Below are 21,184 nucleotides of genomic sequence, written 5' to 3'. Positions count from 1 at the left end.
AACGGGCGTTCGAGAGTCGTGTGGGTGGCTCACGGGTACGGGAGGTGCGTGTGCCGGGTTTCACGCATCTGCACACCGCCTCCGGGTTCTCCCTGCGGTACGGCGCCTCGCACCCGGAGCGGCTGGCCGAGTGCGCCGGTGAGCTGGGCATGGACGCCCTCGCGCTCACCGACCGGGACACCCTCGCGGGCACGGTCCGGTTCGCCAAGGCATGCGCGGCGGCGGGGGTCCGACCGCTGTTCGGGGCGGAGCTGGCGGTGGCGGAGTACGAGCCGGTGCGGCGCGAGAGGCGCCGTACCCCTGTGCGCGGTGGTGCCTTCATCGACGAGTCGACCCCCCGCGCGGTCTTCCTCGCCCGGGACGGCGCCCGCGGCTGGGCCGACCTGTGCCGCCTGGTCTCCGCCGCCCACGGCCACGAGGGCACCCCGCTGCTGCCCTGGGCCGACAACCACGCCGACGGCCTGACCGTCCTGCTCGGCCCCGACTCCGACGTGGGCCGCGCCCTCGCCGCCGGACGCCCCGACCGCGCGGCGAAGCTGCTCGCGCCCTGGCGTGAGGTCTATGGCGACGCGCTGCGCCTGGAGGCCGTCTGGCACGGCCGCACCGGCACCGGCCCCGGCTCCCTGCGCCTGGCCGCCCGCACCGTCGGCTTCGCCGCCGAGCAGGGCGTCCGGCCCGTGCTCAGCAACGCCGTCCGGTACGCCGACCCCGGTCTCGGCCCGGTCGCCGACGTCCTGGACGCCGCCCGCCGTCTGGTCCCCCTCGACCCCACCAAGGAGCTGGACTCCGGCGAGGCCTGGCTCAAGGACCCGGGCGCCATGTTCAAGATCGCCGAGCGGGTGGTGGAGGCGGCCGGCTTCCGCCGCGACACCGCCCACCGCCTGCTGGAGCAGACCCGGGTCACGGCCGCCGAGTGCCTGGTCGACCCCGAGGACGACCTCGGCATCGGCACCGTCCACTTCCCCGAACCGCACCTCGTCGGCGCCGGCCGCCGCACCGCCCAGCGCGCGCTCGCCTCCCGGGCGGCGGCGGGCATGGTGCTGCGCGGCTACGCCGGCCGCCGGGACTACTGGGAGCGGATGCACGAGGAACTGGACATCATCGCCCACCACGGCTTCGCCTCCTACTTCCTCACCGTCGCCCAGGTCGTGGACGACGTACGGACGATGGGCATCCGGGTCGCGGCGCGCGGCTCCGGCGCGGGCTCCCTGGTCAACCACCTCCTCGGCATCGCGCACGCCGACCCGATCGAGCACGGGCTGCTGATGGAGCGCTTCCTGTCCAGGCGGCGCACCGCCCTGCCCGACATCGACATCGACGTGGAGTCCGCGCGCCGTCTGGAGGTCTACCGGGCGATCATCGACCGGTTCGGCACCGAGCGGGTCGCCACGGTCGCGATGCCGGAGACGTACCGGGTGCGGCACGCCATCCGTGACGTGGGCGCCGCCCTGTCCATGGACCCGGCCGAGATCGACCGCATCGCCAAGTCCTTCCCGCACATCCGCGCCCGCGACGCCCGGGCGGCGCTGGAGGAGCTGCCCGAGCTGAGGCGGCTGGCGGGGGAGAAGGAGCGGTACGGCCTGCTGTGGGAGCTGGTCGAGGCCCTGGACGCCCTTCCGCGCGGGGTCGCCATGCACCCGTGCGGGGTCCTGCTCTCCGACGCCTCCCTGCTGTCCCGTACGCCGGTCATGCCGACCAGCGGCGAGGGCTTCCCCATGTCGCAGTTCGACAAGGACGACGTGGAGGAGCTCGGGCTGCTCAAGCTCGACGTGCTCGGGGTGCGGATGCAGTCCGCCATGGCGCACGCCGTCGCGGAGGTGAAGCGGACCCAGGGCAGGCGGATCGACCTGGACTCCCTGGCGCCGGGCGACCCGGCGACGTACCAGCTCATCCGGTCCACCGAGACGCTGGGCTGCTTCCAGATCGAGTCGCCGGGCCAGCGGGACCTGGTCGGACGGCTCCAGCCGGCGACCTTCCACGACCTGGTCGTCGACATCTCCCTCTTCCGGCCCGGGCCGGTCGCGGCCGACATGGTGCGGCCGTTCATCGAGGCCCGGCACGGGCGGGCGCCCGTCCGCTACCCGCACCCGGACCTGGCGGAGCCGCTGAAGGAGACGTACGGCGTCGTCGTCTTCCACGAGCAGGTCATCCACATCGTCGACATCATGACCGGCTGCGGGCGGGGCGAGGCGGACCAGGTGCGGCGCGGGCTGTCCGACCCTCAGGCGCAGGGGCGGATCCGGGTGTGGTTCGCACAGCGGGCGGCGGCGAGGGGGTACGACGCAGAAACGATTCAGCGCACCTGGGAGATCGTCGAGGCGTTCGGCTCCTACGGCTTCTGCAAGGCGCACGCGGTCGCCTTCGCCGTCCCCACGTACCAGTCGGCGTGGCTGAAGGCCCATCACCCGGCCGCCTTCTACGCGGGCCTGCTCACGCACGACCCCGGGATGTACCCGAAGCGGCTGCTGCTGGCGGACGCGCGGCGCCGGGGGGTGCCGATCCTGCCGTTGGACGTGAACAAGTCGGGCGTCGCCCACCGCATCGAACTGGTGTCTGAATCACCTGATGCGATGGGGCGTTGGGGCCTCCGCCTCGCCCTCTCCGACGTGCACGGCATCAGCGAGGTCGAGGCCAAGCGGATCGAGGCCGGGCAGCCGTACGCCTCGCTGCTCGACTTCTGGGAGCGGGCCCGGCCGAGCCGTCCCCTCGCCCAGCGGCTCGCCCAGGTCGGCGCGTTGGACGCGTTCGGCGCCAACCGCCGTGACCTGCAACTGCACCTGACCGAACTGCACCGGGGCTCCCGGGGCGCGGGCGGCGGCCAGCTTCCCCTGGCGGGCGGACGCAGGACCGCGCCGGCCGGGCTGCCCGACCTCTCCTCGGCGGAGCGGCTGAGCGCCGAGCTGGGCGTGCTGTCCATGGACGCCTCGCGCAACCTGATGGACGACTACCGCACGTTCCTCGACGAGCTGGGCGTGATCTCGGCACGCCGGCTGCGCGACGCCCGGCACGGCGAGACGGTGCTGGTCGCGGGCGCCAAGGCGGCCACCCAGACCCCGCCGATCCGCTCCGGCAAGCGGGTCATCTTCACCACCCTCGACGACGGCACGGGGCTGGTCGACCTCGCCTTCTTCGACGACTCCCACGACACCTGCGCCCACACGGTCTTCCACTCCTGGCTGCTGCTGGTGCGCGGGGTGGTGCAGCGGCGCGGACCGCGCAGCCTCAGCGTGGTCGGCTCGGCCGCCTGGAACCTCGCCGAGTTGATGGAGCTGCGGGCGCAGGGCGGCCTCGACGAGGTGGCGGCGCGACTGGCGGAGCCCGTACCGCACCCGTCGGACGGCGGCGACGGCGACGCGGCGAAGGGCCGGCGCATCCGGATGCCCACGGGGTACGAGATGAACCCCTGGGCCGACATGCGTCCCGCGGGCGAGGGCCCGGCGGGCGGAAGGAAGTTGTGGCACCAGAGTCCGGGGAGTGCGGGATGACCATCCTCTGCGTACGTTTCCAGCTGCCCGAGATGTACGAGGCGGCCCTGCCCGGGCTGCTCGGGCTCCTCGAGGAGTTCACGCCCGTCGTCGAGGCGCTGCCGCCCGACGCCGCGCTCGCCGACCTCGGGGGAGCGGAACGGTACTTCGGACGGGACGCCGTCGAACTGGCCAGGCTGATCCGCGTACGGGCCCTCGCGCACCACGGGGTGGACTGCGCGATCGGGGCCGGGCCCGGGCCGATGCTGGCCCGCATGGCCCTCGCGGAGGCGGCGCCCGGCGAGATCCGGGTGGTGCCCGGCGACCCGCACGCGATCGCGGAGTTCCTGGCCGACCGCCCGGTCCGCGCGCTGCCCGGGGTCGGCGGCACCACCGCCCGCACGCTGTGCGAGTACGGGCTCGACACCATCGGCCGGCTCGCCGCCGCGCCCCTGTCGACGGTACAGCGGCTCGTCGGTGCCCGGGTCGGCCGCGAACTGCACGAGAAGGCGCACGGCGTCGACCGCGGCCGGGTCGTGCCCAACGCCGTCACGCGCTCGCTGGCCACCGAACGCACCTTCCGGCGCGACGAGTTGGACCCGGACCGGCACCGCAGCGCCCTGCTGTCGGCCACCGAGGAACTGGGTGCCCGGCTGCGCGCCGTGGAGCGGGTGTGCGGCAGGCTCACCCTCACCGTCCGCTACGCCGACCGTTCCGCGACCACCCGCACCCGCACCCTCGCCGAGCCGACCGCGCACTCGGCGGCGCTCACCGCGGAGGCGTACCGCATGTACGAGGCACTCGGCCTGCAGCGCGCCCGCGTCCGTGCGATCGCCCTGCGCGCCGAGGACCTGAGCTCCGCCGAACACGCCGCCCACCAGCTCACCTTCGACCCGGTGGACGAGAAGGTCCGCCGCATCGAGGAGGTCGCGGACCGGGCGCGGGCCAAGTTCGGGCCACGGGCGGTGATACGGGGGTCGCTGGCCGCGTAGGCGTCAGCTCGCCCACGGGGGTGTGATGCGCGTGCCGTCCTCGAGCACCGCCTCCCGACCGATGGAGGTGGTGACCCAGGAGACGGCGACCTCGTCCGTGGGGTTCTCGACACCGACGGTCGTGCCGGAATTGATGATCATCGTGTCGCCCGCGGTGATCCGCTCGGCGCGACCGTCGAGCGTGATCAGCAGCTCCCCGTCGAGCAGATGGAAGCTCTCCTCCCGGTTGACGGTGTGGCGGGGGCACGGGTCCCGGCGGGGATCTCCCCTCGCCAGGCGCACAGTTCCTTGCTCCCGCTCAGGGGAGTGGCGTACGAGACGAAGCGGGCGCCGTGCATCTCGTGGACGACGGCTTGAATGGAGTGGACGACGGGCATGGGTGCCTCCCAGCGGGCCCTGCTCGCCGTCGCCGGCGAGCTGACGCAACGCATCCACGACGGAGTCGTCGCCCGTGGCTTCGAGGGGTTGCGGCCCGCGCACGGGTTCGCCTTCGCGCGACTGGCCCCGCACGGGGCGACCGTCACGGAGCCGGCCGCCCACCTCGGAGTGACCAAGCAGGCCGCCAGTCGGCTGGTCGAGGAGATCGTGCGGAAGGGGTATGCGGAGCGGCGGCCTCACCCCGAGGACGCGCGGGCGCGGCTGATCGTGCTGACCGAGCGCGGGTGGGCCTGCACGCGGGCCGCCGAGGAGGCCGCGGCGGACGCCGTACGGCCATGGGTCGAGCTGCTCGGTGAGCGCGAAATCCGCTCCCTTCGTCGCCAGTTGCTGCGTATCGCGCCCTATGGGCCGGTCAAACCCGTCTGGTGAAGAGTCGTCGCATACGTTCAGGGCATTACCAGGAATCGCGGCCCGGTTCAGCTACCACTGGAAGTTTTTACTGACGCGTAACTTCACTTGTCACCTACTCGTTCGTAACTTGACGAGTGAACAGCATCCCGTGATCCGGATCACAGGGCGCAAGGTCATCGCTCCTTCCCCGAGCCGCGAGGAGATCACCCGATGCTGCCCTGGAAACGCCTGCTCAGACCGCTTGCCGCGCTGGCGCTGACCGCCGCGGTCGCCTTCGTCCCCGCCGCCACCGCCGAGGCCGCCGCCCCCAGCACCGGCTGGAACGACTACTCCTGCAAGCCCTCCGCCGCCCACCCCCGCCCGGTCGTCCTCGTCCACGGGACCTTCGCGAACTCCGTCGACAACTGGCTGGCCTTCGCCCCCTACCTGGAGGACCGCGGCTACTGCGTCTTCTCGCTCGACTACGGTCAACTGCCGGGCGTCCCGCTCTTCTACGGCCTCGGCCCCATCGACAAGTCGGCGGAGCAACTGTCCGTCTTCGTCGACAAGGTGCTCGCCGCGACCGGGGCCGCCAAGGTCGACGTCGTCGGCCACTCCCAGGGCGGCATGATGCCCCGCTACTACCTCAAGTTCCTCGGCGGCGCCGCCAAGGTGAACACCCTCGTCGGCATCGCGCCCGACAACCACGGCACCACCCTGGACGGACTCACCAACCTGCTGCCGTACTTCCCCGGCGCGCAGGACCTTCTCTCCGCGGCGACGCCCGGGCTCGCCGACCAGGTCGCCGGGTCCGCCTTCCTCGCCAAGCTCAACGCGGGAGGCGACACCGTGGCCGGCGTCCACTACACGGTCATCGCCACCAAGTACGACGAGGTGGTCACGCCGTACCGCTCGCAGTTCCTGAGCGGATCCGACGTCCACAACGTGCTGTTGCAGGACCTGTGCGGGGTGGATTTCTCGGAGCACGTCACGATCGGGCTGTCCGACCGGATCGCCTTCCACGAGGCGGCCAACGCCCTCGATCCGGCCCACGCCACCGAGACCACCTGCGCGTCGGCGTTCAGCTGAACGTTCCGGTGAAGCCCGCCGGGGCCTGTCCGGCCTGAGCCGCCGGACAGGTCCCGGAGTGGGGGGCGTACCGCAAGCTAGCCCCAGGAAGCCGGGAAATCGCCTGTTCGGGGCCGGTGGTGGAGATCCTTATGGTCCCGTTAAGGGGATGCTGAGCCTGCGATCAGGTAAGTACCGTTCGGCCCATGACAGATGCCACCGAAGACGCCGGGACGACCGAGGAGGTCAGGCGGGCCCTCGCCACCGACGTACCGGCGGTACGGGCCGTGACGGACGCCGCGTACCACCACTACATCGCGCGTATCGGAGTGGTGCCGAAGCCCATGGAGGCGGACCACGCGGGCGACGTGGCCGCGGGGCGGGTTTTCGTGACGGGACAGCCCGTGAACGGCATTGTGGTGGTGGCGGCGTTCGAGGACCATCTCTTCCTCGACAGCATCGCCGTGCATCCCGACGTCCAGGGCCGGGGTGTGGGGCGCCGGCTGCTGGCCTTCGTGGACGCCCGCGCGCGTGCGCTCGGCCTGACCGAGGTCAGGCTCTACACGAACGCGCTGATGTGGGAGAACCGGACGATCTACCCCAGGTACGGATACGAGGTCGTCGAGCGCCGCGTCGACGGGCCGTACGACCGCTTCCACTACCGCAAGCGACTGGCTTGAGGGCATCAGCGCCTGACGAGGCAGCAGGGATGCCCGGCCGGGTCGGTCAGGACCCGCCATCTGTCGCCGCCCGGCTGGTACTCCGGTCTGTCCGCGCCCGACTCCAGCAGCAGTGCCTCGGCCTTGTCGAGGTCGTCGACCGCGAAGTCGAGGTGGATCTGTTGCGGCACGGACTGGTCCGGCCAGCGCGGGGCCCGGTAGTCGTCGACCCGCTGGAAACCGATGAGGAGCCCGTCCTCACCGGTGAGTCCGGCGAAGTCCCCGTTGGATTCGGGGTGGAGCTCCAGCCCGGTGGCCCGCCGGTAGAACGCGGCCAGTGCCAACGGGTCGGAGCAGTCGAGCGTGATCGCTGTGAGTCTCAGCTGCGGGGGCACGCAACCTCCGTGACGGTCGGACAAAGACAGCCCCTACGTCCCAGGTCAGCCGTCCGGCCACCAGATGCGGGCGATGTCCTTGCGGACCTCCGGGCGCTCCGTGGGGCGCTCGTCGGCTTCCTCGCGCGTCCGGCGGGAGTCGGTCCTCTTCAGGGGCTTGTGCACGGTCACTCGGCGCATGGCTGCCTCCTTGTGCCTACCGGGTTCCGCGTTTGCGCGGAGGTAGACCCTTTCGGCGAGGGTTCCTCATCGGTCGAGGTATGTCTGTGGCGGCTGTCACGATTCGACTGTCAGTGGCGGCTGTCACTCTGGAGCCATGAACCGGGACATCAACACGGACATGACCAGGAACATGGCCAGGAACAGCGGGCCCCAAACCTCCGCGGGCACAAGCCCCGGCATGGACTGGGACGCAGAGGCCGCCACCTTCGACGACGAGCCGGACCACGGACTGCGCGACCCCGCGGTCCGCGAGGCCTGGGCCGCCCGGCTCGGCACGTGGCTGCCACGGCGGTCCGGCGACGTCCTGGACCTCGGCTGCGGCACCGGCAGCCTGTCCCTGCTCGCCGCCCACCAGGGACACCGGGTGACAGGGGTCGACCTGTCACCGGCCATGGTCGCGCGGGCCCGCGCCAAGCTCGCCGGCCACGACGCCGCGTTCCTGGTCGGCGACGCGGCGACGCCGCCGGTCGGCGAACAGCTCTTCGACGCGGTCCTCGTCCGCCATGTGCTGTGGACCCTGCCCGACCCCGGCCGCGTCCTGCGCCACTGGCGGGGACTGCTGCGCCCCGCCGGCCGCCTGGTGCTGGTGGAGGGCGTATGGGGGACCGTGAGCCCGGTCGGCATACCCGCCGAACGCCTGACCGCCCTGCTTACGCCCCTCGCCAGGGACGTGCGCGTCGAGCGGCTGTCGGAGGACGCCCGGCTGTGGGGGAGGGAGGTGGACGACGAGCGGTACGCGGTGGTGGCGGTCGTCTGACGGACGGCTCGACGGGCGGGTCAGCGCAGCAGGGTCTCGAAGGACCCCTCCTTGGCCAGGAGTTCGAGTTGGTCCAGGGCATGCACGGCGGCCGCCGCGGCCGCCGGGTCCCTGGTCGCCAGGCCGCTCGCCGCGAACTCGTCCTCGTCCAGGCGCAGTACGGTGCTGCCGTCCGCCGAGCGCCACAGGTCCAGGTCGAGGTCCTCGACGACGAGCTCGCAGCCGGAGACCGTGGCGGGGCGGGTGATGTCGCAGTACCAGCCCTTGAGCGTGCCCCGGGCGTCGCGGACCTCCTTCACCGCATACCACCGGTCACGCCAGTAGTGCTCCGTGAAGACATCACCGGGTTCGAACCGTACGAAGCCGAAGTCGCGGATGCCCTCACCCGCCCAGGCGGCGCGTACGGTGATCCGGGAGCCGTCGTCGTGCAGCAGCTCGGCGGGATAACGGATCTTGGTACGGCCGGCCTTGACCAGGACCACATCCAGGTGGAGCGCCCGCTCAGCCGAGTTCCCGGACATACCGCACCTCCGTGCCGCAGATCTCGTAGCCGAACCAGTTGTTGATCGCGATCATGGGTCCGTTGCCCGCGTCGTTGCCCGTGAACGCCTCCGTGAACCCGGCGGCACGGGCGCGGTGCAGGGAGTGGTTCTTGGCGAGTTTGGCGAGGCCGCGGCCGCGGAAGGCGCGGGCGGTGCCGGTCATCACGGTGCCGTAGCGGGTGCCGCCGCCCGAGCGAAGCCGAGAGTGGGGGAGGGTGCCGCCGTCGGTACGGGCGGCGCTGAAGGCGGCGGGGCGGCCGTCGACCACGGCCACCGAGGTCAGCTCGGGGCTGAAGAGGGGGTGGCGCCAGGTCTCCTCCAGCCAGGCCTCGTAGTCGGTGTACTCGTAGGCGATGTCGCTCGGTTCGTCGGACATCGACTCCGCGTCCAGTTCGAACAGGGGCCGCGGGTCGTCGGCGAATTCCGCGCCCGTGCGCAGTTCGACGCCAGGAGGCGGGTCCTGGAGCGGCGGCAGGGTGCCGTTCGCCAGGTCCAGGCGGAGGAAATGCGCAGAGCGACTGCCCTGGTAGCCGTGCCGCTCGGCGAAGGCGCGGTTGCCGGGCTCGTCCAGGACCCAGCTCAGCAGCCGGGTCGCACCCACGGAAGCCAGGTGCTCCTCGCCGGCGCGCACGAGGAGCGAGCCGGCGCCGCGTCCGGTGCGCTCCGGGTGCACGTACACGTTGAGGCTGCCCTGGCCGGGCTCCCGGCTCTCGTGGGCCAGGTGGACCTGGGCCGTGCCGATGATCTCGCCGTCCTCCTCCGCCACCAGCGGTCGGTAGTGGGCGTCGGGGTGCATGTGGGCGGCGTCGTAGGCGATCGACTCCGGCGTGAACAGGATGAAGGGGAGGGCGAGTCGCCGGACCCGGGCGAAGCCCTCGGTATCGGCCAGCACATCGGGGCGAAGGTCGCGCACGATCACTGTCATGACGGCGCACGGTACGGGGGACCGGTGCGGGGATGCCTCTCATTTTCCGGTGGGTGCGGGAGAATCGGGCCGTGACCTTGAAGATCCACATCGATGGGAGCGCGCCGCCGTACGAGCAGGTGCGGGCGCAGATCTCCGAGCAGGCCCGGGCGGGCGCGCTGCCGGTGGGCTACCGGCTGCCGACCGTACGGGGGCTGGCCGAGTCCCTCGGCCTCGCGGCGAACACGGTGGCGAAGGCCTACCGGGCGCTGGAGGAGGACGGGGTGATCGAGACGCGGGGGCGCAACGGAACGTTCGTGGCTGCCGCCGGTTCGGCCGCGGAGAGGGAGGCGGCGAGTGCCGCGCAGGCTTATGCCGAGCGGGTGCGGCGGCTCGGGCTGGCCGAGGACGCGGCGCTGGCCGCCGTACGGGATGCCCTGCGGGTGGCTTACGGGGACTGATGGGTGCGGGTGCCCTGCGGGCGGCTTGTACCGGGGAAAGGGACGGCAAGGGTCACTTCGCCGTCCCCGCAGGTGCCGTCGGCAGCCTTCGTGGGGTGCGGGTCACCCGCATGCCCGCCGTGGTCGCCAGGCGCGCGAACACCGTGGCGTCCAGGACCGCGGCCGCGTGCGGGTCGTTGTTGAAGTAGGCGTAGACGTCCACCTCCTCCGGCCACGCCGCCCCGATCCGCTGGACCCACGTGGCCAGGGCCCGCCGGCCGTAGTGGGGCCACGTCCGGGCCCGTCCCGTGTGGAAGCGGAGGTAACCCCAGTCCGTGGTGCGCCACAGCGGGGTGACCGGGCGGGACAGGACGTCGGCCCAGCACAGGGCGGCACCCCGCGCCTCCAGTACCGCGCGCACCTCGGGTGTCCACCAGGAGTCGTGGCGTGGCTCGACCGCGACCCGGGTGCCGGGTGGGAAGCAGGCAAGGCAGTCGTCCAGGAGGGCCGGGTCCGCGCGCAGGGTGGGCGGGAGCTGGAGCAGGACCGGGCCCAGGCGGTTGCCGAGCCCGGCCGCGTGGCTCATCAGACGGTGCACGGGTTCCTCGGGCTCCCTGAGCCGCTTGATGTGCGTCAGATAACGGCTCGCCTTCACCGCCACCACGAAGTCCGCCGGCACCCGGTCCCGCCACGCCTCGAACGTCTCCCGCGACGGCAGCCGGTAGAACGCGTTGTTGATCTCGACCGTGGCGAACCGCGTCGCGTACTCCTCCAGCCACAGCCGCATGGGAACGTCCGCCGGGTACAGGACGTCCCGCCAGTCCCGGTACTGCCACCCCGACGTGCCGACGAACAGGGTCATACCTCCATCAAAGCACCAGCAGCAGCCCGCTACAGGTACAGCCCCGCGCCCGCCCCCGCCCGCTGGTCCGGCACCGACGCCGGCGACGTGCCCCGCCGCAGCGCGTACAGCTCCGCCAGCGTCGCCCCCTCGCGGCCCACGCCCTCCTCGCGGCCCAGCCAGCTCACCGCCTCCGTGCGGGTGAGCGGGCCGACCTCGATACGGGCCAGGCAGCGGCCGGGACGGACGACGGCCGGGTGCAGGCGCTCCAGGTCCTCGTTCGTCGTCACGCCCACCAGCACGTTGCGGCCCTGCCCCAGCAGCCCGTCCGTCAGGTTCAGCAGGCGGGACAGCGCCTGGCCCGCCGTGTGCTTCGCCTCGCCGCGGATCAGCTCGTCGCAGTCCTCCAGCAGGAGCAGCCGCCAGCGGCCCTTGCCCGCCGTGTCCTCCTCGCCGATCGCGATGTCCATCAGGTAGCCGACGTCGCTGAAGAGCCGCTCCGGGTCCAGGACGCAGTCCACCTGGCACCAGTCCCGCCACGAGCGGGCCAGTGTCCGCAGCGCCGAGGTCTTGCCCGTGCCCGGCGGGCCGTGGAGCAGCAGCAGACGGCCCGCGATGTCCTCCGGGGTCGTCTTCATCAGCCGGTCCATGGCGTCCGCCACCGGTGCCGTGTAGTTCGGGCGGACCTCGTCCCAGGTGCCCGCCGAGATCTGCCGTGTCGTACGGTGCGGGCCGCGCCGCGGCGACACGTACCAGAACCCCATCGTCACGTTCTCCGGCTGCGGCTCCGGCTCGTCGGCCGCGCCGTCCGTGGCCTCGCCCAGCACCTTCTCCGCCAACTCGGCGCTGGTCGCGGTCACCGTGACGTCCGCGCCGCGGTTCCAGCGGGAGACCAGCAGTGTCCAGCCGTCGCCCTCCGCGAGGGTCGCACTGCGGTCGTCGTCGCGGGCCACCCGCAGCACCCGGGCGTCCGGCGGCAGGAGGGTGGCCCCGGACCGCACGCGGTCGATGTTGGCCGCGTGCGAGTACGGCTGCTCGCCCGTCGCGAAGCGGCCGAGGAACAGCGCGTCGACGACGTCGGAAGGAGAGTCGCTGTCGTCGACGTTGAGCCGCACCGGCAGAGCTTCGTATGGGTTCGCAGACATGCCGCCATGATCCGTCACGGGGCCGCCTGGTGCATCCGCTTTCCGTGGTCCGCCGGATGTGTCGCCCGTGTCCCCGTGTGGGGCTTTACGGATCCGGCCCTTCCGGTACGTGCTGTTACCGGGCTGTCGCACGCTGAAATCTGTCCGCGGACCAAGGGGCCCGGTTACTGTGGCCCATGATGGGACGTCATGGGTGGAATTCGGGGGAACGGCGGTGGCGCCTCACCGCACTGCTCGGCGTGGCCGTGACCGCTCTGGCCCTGGTGGTCACACTGCTCAGCACACTGCCCGGTAACGGCGCGAGCATCCGGGGCACCACACGCGACGGCGACAAGGTGCACGGCACACCCGCCACCCCGCCCGAGGTGACGAGACCCGATGTCGGCTGGGGCTTCACCCACACCCAGTACAGCGCCGACCAGGGCAGCGACGGCGCCGTCGAGCGCGTCGAGGGGCTGCTGTCCGGTACCGGGCTGCCGCAGAACCAGCACATCATGGGCTGGGGCGCCGGCAACCCCGAACCGGTCCAGGGGCACTACGACTTCACGGAGATGGACCGCCGTATCGACTTCGTCCGCAAGACCGGCGGCACCCCGGTCGTCACCCTGTGCTGCGCCCCCGACTGGATGAAGGGCGGCAAGGCGGGCGCCGACAACACCGACTGGAGCCAGGCCGCCCTGGAGACCGCCCCGACCCGCGCCCACTACAAGGACTTCGCCGCCCTCGCCGCGACCGTCGCCAGGCGCTACCCGGACGTACGCCACTTCATCGTCTGGAACGAGTTCAAGGGCTTCTGGAACGACTCCAGGGCCCGCTGGGACTACGAGGGCTACACCGAGCTGTACAACCTGGTCTACAAGGCGCTCAAACAGGTCGACCCCAAGATCATGGTGGGCGGTCCGTACCTGGTCATGGACAGCGTCGACCCGCGGCAGAAGGAGAACGCGTCCACCGCCCTGCGCGGGCCCTGGGGCGCCATGGACCAGCGGATCATCGACGCCTTCGACTACTGGAACACGCACAAGGCGGGCGCCGACTTCGTCGTCGTGGACGGTTCCAGCTACACCGACGACGACGAGCTGCTGCCCGACGAGTTCGCCGCGACCGACAAGTTCACCGCCGTCAGCGCGTGGGTGCGCCGGCAGACCCACAACCTGCCGCTGTGGTGGGCCGAGTACTACGTCGAGCCCGCCGACCGCAACGACGAGCGCAAGGGCTGGAGCGAGGACCGCCGCGTCGCCGTCCAGGCCGCCGGGATGATCGCCCTGGTCAAGGGCGGCGCGTCCTCCGGCTTCTACTGGAACCCGGAGGACGAGAAGGGCACCGACTGCCCCGGCTGCCTGTGGACGCCGACCGACACCGCCGGTGGCGGCCGGGCGCTGCCGATGTACGGCCTGGTGTCCCGCTTCTCCAAGGAGTTCCCGCCCGGCACCACGTACCGGACGGTGTCGGTCGCCCCGGACGACGCTCCCAACGTCCGCGTCCTCGCCACCGACAAGGTCGTGCTGGTGGTGAACACCCTGGGCCGCACGATCAGCGCCCAGGTCGACGGCCAGCGGTTCGACATGAAGGCGTACGAGGTGAAGTGGCTCCAGCGCTGAGCCGCTTCACCTCGTACGCCCCCGTAGGCCGTGTGAGCCTCAGCCCTTACCCATGGTCAGGAACCGCTGCACCAGCGAGGCCAGCAGTACCGCGAGCAGCGGCAGCGAGAACCAGAAGCTCGACTGCAGCACCCGCAGCTGCCGTACTCCCGGCCGTACCGCGACCCGCACCAGCTCCCGCGCCGTCAGCATCAGCACCAGCGCCACGGCCGCGAGCCCCCCGACCACCGACCACGGCGTCCAGGTCACCCGCGGGCCGATCGGGCCCGGGTGCGGCTGCGGGACCTCGCCCGCGGGCTGCTCGCGCAGCGCGTACAGGGTGACGTCGTCGTTGACCAGGACCTTGCTCAGCTCCTGGCGGTCGTCCAGGTTCCTGATGAGCCGGGACTCCCAGGTCGCCGAGTAGCCCACGTCCATCTGGAGATACGTCACCTGGCTGCGGTTGATCATGAGGTACGAGTTGGGGCCCGCGTCCTTGAGTGACTTGACCAGGCCCGACACCAGGACCGGATCGCTGGGCGCCAGGGTGGGCACGTAGTTGACCTTCTCCATGTCCCTGGCGCCCCACGGCATCGCCGGCGTCACGTCGTTGACCGTGTCGTTGCTCAGCCACAGCAGCCGTACCGTCGGCTTGTCGTGCGCGTACACGTAGTCCATGGCCGCGACCTCGCCCGGACGGACCCGCTCGAACGGCTCGTTGCCCCAGCGGGCCACCAGGAAGCCGCCCATCAGCAGCAGGCCGGCCATCAGGGCGGCGAGCGGGGCGAGGCTCACCCGGTCCTTGTCCCGCTCCTCGGCCGTCACGCCGGTGCGTGGGAACAGGGCGAGCGCGCAGAGCAGGGCCGCGCCCGGCACCGCGAACATGAACACACGCAGCGCCATCTCGCCGCCGTAGGACTGCATGCCGAAGCCCAGGAACGGCACGAAGGTGAGTACCAGCAGCGACCGCTCCCGGTACTTGTGCTCGCGCCGCCGCCACCAGCCCCAGCAGGCGAACGCCATCACCACGCCGGCCAGCAGCACGCGCGTGTACAGCACCAGTTTGTGCGTCGAGTCGCCGCCCTGGATACGGCCGGCGACGGACGTCGACACATTGCTGCCGACGCCGCCGACGCCGCCGAACAGTTCGTTGAAGTGCCCCGACCAGTACGGCTCGGCCATGAAACCCAGCCAGAACATGACCAGCACCGCGAACAGGACGGGCAGACCGCGCAGCTCGGATCGGCCGACCAGCACGAGCACCGCCAGCACGCCCAGCATCATGAACGGGGTGAGCTGGTGGGCCGGGACGCTCGCCGCGTACAGGGCGATCAGCACCATGAGCAGCACGGCTCGTTGCCCGCGGCTGGTGGGCTCCACCTCGGCCTCGCCGGGGCGCCGCTTGGTCCACACCACGCGCGACGCGCGGAACCACACCAGCAGGATCGCCACGAAGGCGAGGTAGAACAGATACGTGAAGCCCTGCGGGGAGAAGTAGTCCTGGCCGACCCAGCCGCTGAGCACGAAGATCCAGATGCCGGTCCACTTGGCCCGCCAGCTCGCCCGCATCGAGCGGACCAGCAGGAACATCGGCGCCAGATAGAGCAACTGGATGGTCAGCGGCCACCAGCGGATGACCTCGGTGAGGTCGCCGGCCCCGCACGCCTTCGCGACGAACGCGGCCACCGCGAAGAAGCCCGGCCAGCTCCAGCGGGCGTCCAGGAACGGTACGGCCGACCCGGTGCGGTCGATGTAGTCGAGGAATCCGAGGTGCTGCCAGGCCGTCGGGAACCGCGGCTCGGTCTCGATCACGGCGGGCAGCGCGTGCAGCGAGACGACGGTGGCGAGCAGCGTGGCAAGGAGCAGGACCTTGTGCTCGCGGCCGCGCCACAGCAGGGCGGCGAACACGACGACGAGCAGGGCTGCGCCGAGAAGCGTCGGCAGCGGCAGTACCGAGATCAGGCCGAGGCCGCCCATGCGGTCGAGGGCGGCGTCGTCCAGGCCCAGCGCCGGTACCCAGTACAGCAGGAGCGCGAGGACGAGCAGACAGCCGAGCAGGACCGGCCCCCTGGGCGACCGGGTGCCCTGCGGGTCGTTCGCGGCCGGCCTCGCCCCGGCGGCCGAGCCGCGTGAGGTCACGTCCCAGGCCTCGTCCGGGGTGTTGTACGGCACCGGCGTTCCCGTGGGAGGGGTGCCCGGCCCCGGCCGCACGTCCGGCCTGCGTTCCTGGTGGTCGAAGTCCACATGGACGCCGAGCGCCAGTGTGTCCGCGTCCAGCTTCCTCGCCCAGGACGGGCCGCTCCTCGGTTCGGGGACCTCCAGGTCGGCGAGGTCCCCGTCCGGTGCCGCGTCCTCGGGCACCGCGTCCGCCGGGGCCGCGCGCACGATCCTGAACAACTTCGGCGCGGCGATCGCCACGATCACCGCCAGGCTGGAGATCTCCGCGACGCCCGCGCCGGTCAGCCCCATCCGGGGCAGCAGCAGCATGGTCAGCCCGAGCACCAGGACGCACAGCAGTCCCTGGAGGTAGGCGAGTCCGGAGGTACGGCTCTGGGCGCGCAGCACCGCGAAGTACGTCTCCATCACGACCCGCAGCAGCGCGCCGACCGCGAACCAGCGCAACAGCGGGGTCGCCGCGTGGGCGTAGCCCTCGCCGAAGACGTGCAGGATGACGGGCGCGCCCAGGAACAGCAGCCCGCACACCGGCAGCATGATCCGGGCCATGCGCTTCAGTGCCGCCCGGGTGTTGGCGGCGAGCCGCGCCGGGTCGTGCGAGCCCTCGACGGTGAGCGAGGCGCCCATGTTGATGGCGAGCAGGTTGGTGGTGCCGCCGATGGTGGTGGTGATGTAGAAGTACGCGTTGTCCGCCGGGCTGACCTGCGAGGCCACGATCACCGGGACCAGGTAGACCACGGCGAGGGAGAACAGCGAGCCGGTGTAGTCGCCGGCCAGGAACCGCCCGATCTCCTTCAGCGACGGCGGGCCGGCGTGGTTCTCGGTCGCCTCGATGTGCCGGGGCACCAGGCGCCGGAACACCAGCCAGCCCAGCGGCACCGCGGAGGTGGCGATGGCCGCGACCCAGGAGACGAAGACGCCCAGCATGGGGATCGCCGTCGCGAAACCGACGAGCAGCAGCAGCTTGACCGCGGAGAAGACGGTGTTGCCCACCGGCACCCACAGCGCGCTGCGCAGCCCGGTCAGCACACCGTCCTGAAGGGTGAGCAGGTTCCAGGAGACGACGGCCACCACGAAGACCAGGGCGGGACCGGTCCCGTGCAGGAAGTGGTACGAGGACCCCCACACGTTCAGCGTCAGCAGGAACACCCCGGCGGCGAGCGCCACGACCAGCGAACTGCCCGCATACGTACGGAAGATGAGGCGACCGGTGGTGCGCCCCGCGACCGGGATGAAGCGGGCCAGGGCACCCGTCAGCGTCACCGCGGTGAGCCCCGCGAGCAGTTTCATCGCGGCGATCGCGGCCGAGCCCTGGCCGACCGCTGCGTCGGAGTAGTAGCGGGCGGCGACCAGCCAGTAGCCGAGGCCGAGCACCGCGGAGATCCCGGTGTTGAGCATCAGCGCGTAGGCGTTGCGGAACAGCTGGCTGCCGCCTCCTGGGCCGCCGCCCCTTCCGGGCAGACGGAGGCGGCGGCCCGACGGCTGCCCGGCTTCTTCGGTCGTGGCCTCACCGGCCTGGGTGGTGGTGGTCGTGTCAGACACGGGAACGGATGGCCTTCCGGCGGACCTGGCGTGCTCTTCGGACCATGGCGTACCCCTTGGTCAGGGCGCGGTCCCTGGCGAAGGTGCGGGCGATCGCGCGGCCCTGGACGAGCCGTTCGAACTCCTCGGCACCGGTGGTGCGGCGCACGGTGACCCGCTGCAGCGCGTACGGGCCCTGGCGGCGGCGGGCGAGAGCGTTGCCGACGGCGAGCGACTGGGTGAAGCCCGCCTCGCGCACGGTGCGGCGCACCCGGCGGCTGGAGTAGCCGTACGGGTATGCGAACGACACCGGGCGGGCGCCGAGTTCACCGGCGACGATCTCCTTGCAGCGCAGCAGCTCGAACCAGAGCTCGTCGTCGGCGAGCTGGTCGAGCTGCGGGTGCGTGTGGCTGTGCCCGCCGATCTCGACCCCGGCGCCCGCGAGCTCGCGGACCTGGTCCCAGTCGAGCATCGTGTCCAGGCCGCCGCCCATGTCGTGGGTGCCCCGGATCCAGCCGGTGGAGACGAACAGCGTGGAGGCGAAGCCGTGCCGGGCGAGCACGGGCAGCGCGTGCCGGTGCACGCCCTCGTAACCGTCGTCGAAGGTGATCAGGACGGGCCGCTCGGGCAGCGGAGCGCCCGCCCGCCAGCTCCTCCCCAGGTCGGCCGTGGTGACGGGGGTGAACTTGAGGTCCGCGAGCAGGGCCATCTGCTCGCGGAACGCCTCGGGCGCCACCGACAGGGCGCGCGTCGCCTCGTTGGGTGCCGTCGCCACCGAGTGGTACATGAGGATCGGCACGGGCTGGTCGCTCATACGGCGGCCTCCTCACCGTCCGGGATGCCGACCACGGAGAAGGCCGTGTCGCCCCTGCGTGCCCGGACGCTCCCGACCAGGTACCCGCCGGCCGCGGTGAGCACCCCGGCGACGATCGCGCCCGCCCGGCCGGCGCCCCCCGGGCGGGCCAGCAGTGCGTCGCGCAGGCCGCGCCCCACCCCGGCGGGCAGCACCCGGGTGGCGTAGCGGCGTTCCGTCTCCAGGCCCCTCCCGGCGCCGACGCTGCGGGCCACCAGCGCCTTGGACAGGCCCTCGGCGTAGGCACGGGTGCGGAAGTAGGTGAAGTGCTCGCGCGGCTCGGGCACCCGGTGGTGGATCACCGCCCGGTCGTCGATCAGCAGGATCGCGTCGGGTCTGGCCCGGGTGAGGCGGATGCACAGCTCCGTCTCCTCGCAGCCCAGGGGGCGCTTGTCGCCGTCGCGTCCGATGCCGGTGGCGAAGCCGCCCGCCGCGTCGAACGCGCTGCGGCGGAAGGAGGCGTTGCCGCCGAGGACGTTGCGCACCCGGGCCCGGCCGGGCGGCAGCCCCTTGTACGTACAGCCCACCACCCAGTCGAACTCCTCCGGGAACCAGGCCGGGCGGCGGCCCGACGCCCAGATCGGCATCGTACGGCCGCCGACGGCCATGACCCGCGGGTCCTCGTATCCCTCGGCGAAATGCTTCAGCCAGTCCCGCTCGGCCACCGCGTCGTCGTCGAGGAAGGCGATGATCTCGCCGTGCGAGGCGGCGATCCCGGTGTTGCGGCCCGCGGACAGACCGCGGGGGCCCGCGTTGGCGAGTACCCGGACCGACCCGTCCTCCCGGGCCTCCTTGTACTCCCTGGCCAACCGTTCCAGCAGGGCTTCGTTGTGGTCCACGACCAGCAGAGTCTCGCGCGCCGGCCGGGACTGCGCCCGCACCGAGGTGACCGCCGCGAGGATGTCCTCCCAGCGGTCCTCGGTGTAGACGCAGATCACCACGGAGATGTCCGGCTCGCTCAAGACATCTCTCCCTGATCCGAGTTGAGAGCGACGGCGCGCGGACGGCGGCGCAGCGCACGCCGGTTCGAGCGCTCCTTGAGGATCACCTTCAGCACCCGGAGACCGTCGCGCACCGCGCTCAGGTTGCTGGTGCCGTGGATGCGGAGGTACTCGTGGCTGGGTATCTCCTGCACCTTCAGGCCGGCCTTGACCACCCGGATGTTCATCAGGGTCTCGACCTCGAAGCCGGTGCAGTCGAGGTCGATCTTGTCCAGGCAGTGCCGCCAGAACGCGTTGTACCCGTAGCACAGGTCGGTGTAGCGGGCGCCGAACTTGGCGTTGACGATCGCGCACAGCACCCGGTTGCCCAGCTTGCGGATCGGGGTCATGTCGGAGGTGCCGCCGCCGTTCGCGAACCGCGAGCCCTTCGCGAAGTCGGCGCCGGACACCAGTGCGGAGACGTAGCTGACGATCTCCTGACCGTCCGCCGAGCCGTCCGCGTCGACCATCACGATGATGTCGCCGGTGCACGCCGCGAACCCGGTGATCAGGGCGTCGCCCTTGCCCTTGCCGCGCTGCTCGACGACCTTCACCTCAGGCCACAGCTCGCGCGCGACCTCCACGGTGTTGTCGGTGGAATTGCCGTCCACGAGAACCACTTCGTGAATCCAGTCCGGAAGGGTCTTGAAGACGTAGGGGAGATTCTCCGCCTCATTCATGGCGGGGATCACCACGCTCACCGGCGGCGCGATGGCCAGGTGAGAGGAGATGGGCCGGTACTTGCCCTGCATTAACGGACCTTGATCCGAAACAGCAGGGCGCAGAACAGAACTCATGAGTCTTGTCCCTCTCGTCCGGTCGGACCGTCCGCCCCTGGACGGTCCGGCTCTGTGTCCGGTTCGAAAGGGGGGTTCTCACCGACGGCATGCCGAAATGGATCTCCGTACACGCCGGGTGAGCTGGCAAAGCTGGCCGTCTGCCGGGAAACGGCAGCCGGTCGCGCGGCACGGCTCGTACGACCTTTCAAGTCGCCGAGCACGGCACCCCCCTACCGCGCCCCGCGCCGGGAACCATCGCGGTACCTGAGCCCTCCCCTGGAGCCGCATGATGATGGACCGATGCGGGTTGATGTATGACGGTATTGACGATTACGCCGATATGGCAAGACCTGTGAAGGGGTCCGCGTTTTTGTTGGTATGGCCGTAACTCAACTCATCGAACGGATTTATCCCATCCGCTTGAGTGTCCGAACGGCCGGCTCGAAGACTTCCGGCCGGGACAGCACCGCAGTGCGCGGCGCCCGGACCGGGGCGCGACGCGCTCCGGGTCCGAACACGACAGGGTGACGAGGTGTCACCCACTCTTCGGGCACCGGAACGTTTCCGTGTCCTCAGAGGGTCCTGGTATTGCCGGCGGTGCGCGCCGATGTCCACGTCGTCAGCCCCGTTTTCCCGCCACGCGGCCGCGGTACCGCCGGGCCAGGACGGGCAGGAGGACGAGGGAGCTGAGCACCGTCACCGCGACGATCCCGCCGGTCACGGACCACCGGTGCACCGCCAGCATGCCCTGGGCGACCAGAAGGTCGATCGCGATCCCTCCCGCCACGGACACCACCGTGCGTGGATAGGGTTTCAGCCCCCTCAGGGCGGCTCCGATGGCCGTCGCCGGCGCGGCGATCAAGAAGAACAGGGTGAACGGGCCGCGCAGCGGTGAGCCGGAGTCGCTCAGCGCGAGGATCGCGCCGACCGCCGCGACGGCGACGGCCACGCCCATGAGCAGCGGAAGCAGGTCCCTCCCCGGACCCTGCCCCGGCCGCCCGTCCCGCTCTGGTGAAGGTGGCTTGATGCCTGAGGTCTGCATGGGCGACTTTGCCCCCCGAAGCGCCGGATGCCGGGCTTAAATGTCGCGCAGCGGGCG

The 21,184-nt window shown here is 71.6% G+C and carries 19 protein-coding genes and 1 pseudogene; 8 read left to right on the top strand and 12 right to left on the bottom strand.

The window, feature by feature from the left end:
* Positions 1-50 precede the first annotated feature (50 nt).
* Together ACFYZJ_RS24055 and ACFYZJ_RS24050 are read left to right on the top strand one after the other, a co-directional pair.
* Entirely contained in the window at positions 51-3,485 is a 3,435-nt protein-coding gene (locus ACFYZJ_RS24055; RefSeq protein ID WP_388571127.1) for a DNA polymerase III subunit alpha, read from the top strand.
* Positions 3,482-4,456, top strand: a complete 975-nt coding sequence (locus ACFYZJ_RS24050; RefSeq protein ID WP_388571125.1) for a hypothetical protein — start codon at positions 3,482-3,484, stop codon at positions 4,454-4,456. Before ACFYZJ_RS24055 ends, ACFYZJ_RS24050 begins: the two co-directional genes overlap by 4 nt.
* 3 nt (positions 4,457-4,459) lie before the next feature.
* On the opposite strand, the pseudogene ACFYZJ_RS24045 reads toward ACFYZJ_RS24050, so the two are convergent.
* Positions 4,460-4,833 (bottom strand): annotated as a pseudogene (locus ACFYZJ_RS24045) (cupin domain-containing protein).
* On the opposite strand from ACFYZJ_RS24045, the gene ACFYZJ_RS24040 reads away from it, so the two are divergent.
* From ACFYZJ_RS24040 to ACFYZJ_RS24030, 3 genes are all read left to right on the top strand, one after another.
* The gene (locus ACFYZJ_RS24040) at positions 4,814-5,263 is read left to right on the top strand and encodes a MarR family winged helix-turn-helix transcriptional regulator (protein WP_388571123.1); all 450 of its coding nucleotides are present in this window, start codon (positions 4,814-4,816) and stop codon (positions 5,261-5,263) included. The pseudogene ACFYZJ_RS24045 and the gene ACFYZJ_RS24040 overlap by 20 nt on opposite strands.
* 192 nt (positions 5,264-5,455) lie before the next feature.
* On the top strand, positions 5,456-6,313 hold the full coding sequence (locus tag ACFYZJ_RS24035) for an esterase/lipase family protein (RefSeq protein WP_388571122.1): 858 nt from the start codon (positions 5,456-5,458) through the stop codon (positions 6,311-6,313).
* A 185-nt stretch (positions 6,314-6,498) separates the two neighbouring features.
* Positions 6,499-6,972 (top strand): GNAT family N-acetyltransferase, encoded by a 474-nt coding sequence (locus ACFYZJ_RS24030; protein ID WP_388571120.1) that lies wholly within the window; start codon positions 6,499-6,501, stop codon positions 6,970-6,972.
* A gap of 5 nt (positions 6,973-6,977) precedes the next feature.
* Here ACFYZJ_RS24030 and ACFYZJ_RS24025 read toward each other — a convergent pair whose 3' ends face one another.
* Both ACFYZJ_RS24025 and ACFYZJ_RS24020 read right to left on the bottom strand, forming a co-directional pair.
* Positions 6,978-7,346, bottom strand: a complete 369-nt coding sequence (locus ACFYZJ_RS24025) for a VOC family protein (RefSeq protein ID WP_388571118.1) — start codon at positions 7,344-7,346, stop codon at positions 6,978-6,980.
* A gap of 45 nt (positions 7,347-7,391) precedes the next feature.
* Positions 7,392-7,526 (bottom strand): hypothetical protein, encoded by a 135-nt coding sequence (locus ACFYZJ_RS24020; protein ID WP_103840696.1) that lies wholly within the window; start codon positions 7,524-7,526, stop codon positions 7,392-7,394.
* A gap of 172 nt (positions 7,527-7,698) precedes the next feature.
* Here ACFYZJ_RS24020 and ACFYZJ_RS24015 point away from each other — a divergent pair, with 172 nt between their 5' ends.
* Positions 7,699-8,325 (top strand): class I SAM-dependent methyltransferase, encoded by a 627-nt coding sequence (locus ACFYZJ_RS24015; protein WP_388571230.1) that lies wholly within the window; start codon positions 7,699-7,701, stop codon positions 8,323-8,325.
* Between the two features lie 20 nt (positions 8,326-8,345).
* On the opposite strand, the gene ACFYZJ_RS24010 is transcribed toward ACFYZJ_RS24015, so the two are convergent.
* Together ACFYZJ_RS24010 and ACFYZJ_RS24005 are read right to left on the bottom strand one after the other, a co-directional pair.
* Positions 8,346-8,846, bottom strand: a complete 501-nt coding sequence (locus ACFYZJ_RS24010; protein WP_388571117.1) for a DUF402 domain-containing protein — start codon at positions 8,844-8,846, stop codon at positions 8,346-8,348.
* On the bottom strand, positions 8,827-9,792 hold the full coding sequence (locus ACFYZJ_RS24005) for a GNAT family N-acetyltransferase (protein ID WP_388571115.1): 966 nt from the start codon (positions 9,790-9,792) through the stop codon (positions 8,827-8,829). Before ACFYZJ_RS24005 ends, ACFYZJ_RS24010 begins: the two co-directional genes overlap by 20 nt.
* Positions 9,793-9,863: 71 nt before the next feature.
* On the opposite strand from ACFYZJ_RS24005, the gene ACFYZJ_RS24000 reads away from it, so the two are divergent.
* The gene (locus ACFYZJ_RS24000) at positions 9,864-10,232 is read left to right on the top strand and encodes a GntR family transcriptional regulator (protein ID WP_388571113.1); all 369 of its coding nucleotides are present in this window, start codon (positions 9,864-9,866) and stop codon (positions 10,230-10,232) included.
* A 52-nt stretch (positions 10,233-10,284) separates the two neighbouring features.
* Here the strand turns inward: ACFYZJ_RS24000 and ACFYZJ_RS23995 are convergent, their stop codons facing one another.
* Together ACFYZJ_RS23995 and ACFYZJ_RS23990 are read right to left on the bottom strand one after the other, a co-directional pair.
* Entirely contained in the window at positions 10,285-11,073 is a 789-nt protein-coding gene (locus ACFYZJ_RS23995) for a DUF72 domain-containing protein (RefSeq protein WP_388571111.1), read from the bottom strand.
* Positions 11,074-11,102: 29 nt separating this feature from the next.
* A complete protein-coding gene (locus ACFYZJ_RS23990) occupies positions 11,103-12,197 on the bottom strand; it encodes a DUF5925 domain-containing protein (RefSeq protein WP_388571109.1) in 1,095 nt (364 codons plus the stop codon).
* A gap of 179 nt (positions 12,198-12,376) precedes the next feature.
* Here ACFYZJ_RS23990 and ACFYZJ_RS23985 point away from each other — a divergent pair, with 179 nt between their 5' ends.
* Entirely contained in the window at positions 12,377-13,798 is a 1,422-nt protein-coding gene (locus ACFYZJ_RS23985) for a xylan 1,4-beta-xylosidase (protein ID WP_388571228.1), read from the top strand.
* Positions 13,799-13,837: 39 nt separating this feature from the next.
* On the opposite strand, the gene ACFYZJ_RS23980 is transcribed toward ACFYZJ_RS23985, so the two are convergent.
* From ACFYZJ_RS23980 to ACFYZJ_RS23960, 5 genes are all read right to left on the bottom strand, one after another.
* Positions 13,838-17,494 (bottom strand): lipopolysaccharide biosynthesis protein, encoded by a 3,657-nt coding sequence (locus ACFYZJ_RS23980; RefSeq protein WP_388571107.1) that lies wholly within the window; start codon positions 17,492-17,494, stop codon positions 13,838-13,840.
* On the bottom strand, positions 17,487-18,287 hold the full coding sequence (locus ACFYZJ_RS23975; protein ID WP_388571105.1) for a polysaccharide deacetylase family protein: 801 nt from the start codon (positions 18,285-18,287) through the stop codon (positions 17,487-17,489). Before ACFYZJ_RS23975 ends, ACFYZJ_RS23980 begins: the two co-directional genes overlap by 8 nt.
* The gene (locus ACFYZJ_RS23970) at positions 18,284-19,288 is read right to left on the bottom strand and encodes a glycosyltransferase (protein ID WP_388571104.1); all 1,005 of its coding nucleotides are present in this window, start codon (positions 19,286-19,288) and stop codon (positions 18,284-18,286) included. The genes ACFYZJ_RS23975 and ACFYZJ_RS23970 overlap by 4 nt, the downstream gene beginning before the upstream one ends.
* Positions 19,285-20,103 (bottom strand): glycosyltransferase family 2 protein, encoded by an 819-nt coding sequence (locus tag ACFYZJ_RS23965; RefSeq protein ID WP_388571103.1) that lies wholly within the window; start codon positions 20,101-20,103, stop codon positions 19,285-19,287. Before ACFYZJ_RS23965 ends, ACFYZJ_RS23970 begins: the two co-directional genes overlap by 4 nt.
* Positions 20,104-20,704: 601 nt before the next feature.
* Entirely contained in the window at positions 20,705-21,127 is a 423-nt protein-coding gene (locus ACFYZJ_RS23960; protein ID WP_388571101.1) for a hypothetical protein, read from the bottom strand.
* Positions 21,128-21,184 lie beyond the last annotated feature (57 nt).

The organism is Streptomyces sp. NPDC001848, assembly GCF_042891915.1.
GTDB lineage: Bacteria > Actinomycetota > Actinomycetes > Streptomycetales > Streptomycetaceae > Streptomyces.
Note: the sequence above shows the minus strand (reverse complement) of the source record. Positions and strands in the feature narration are given on the sequence as shown.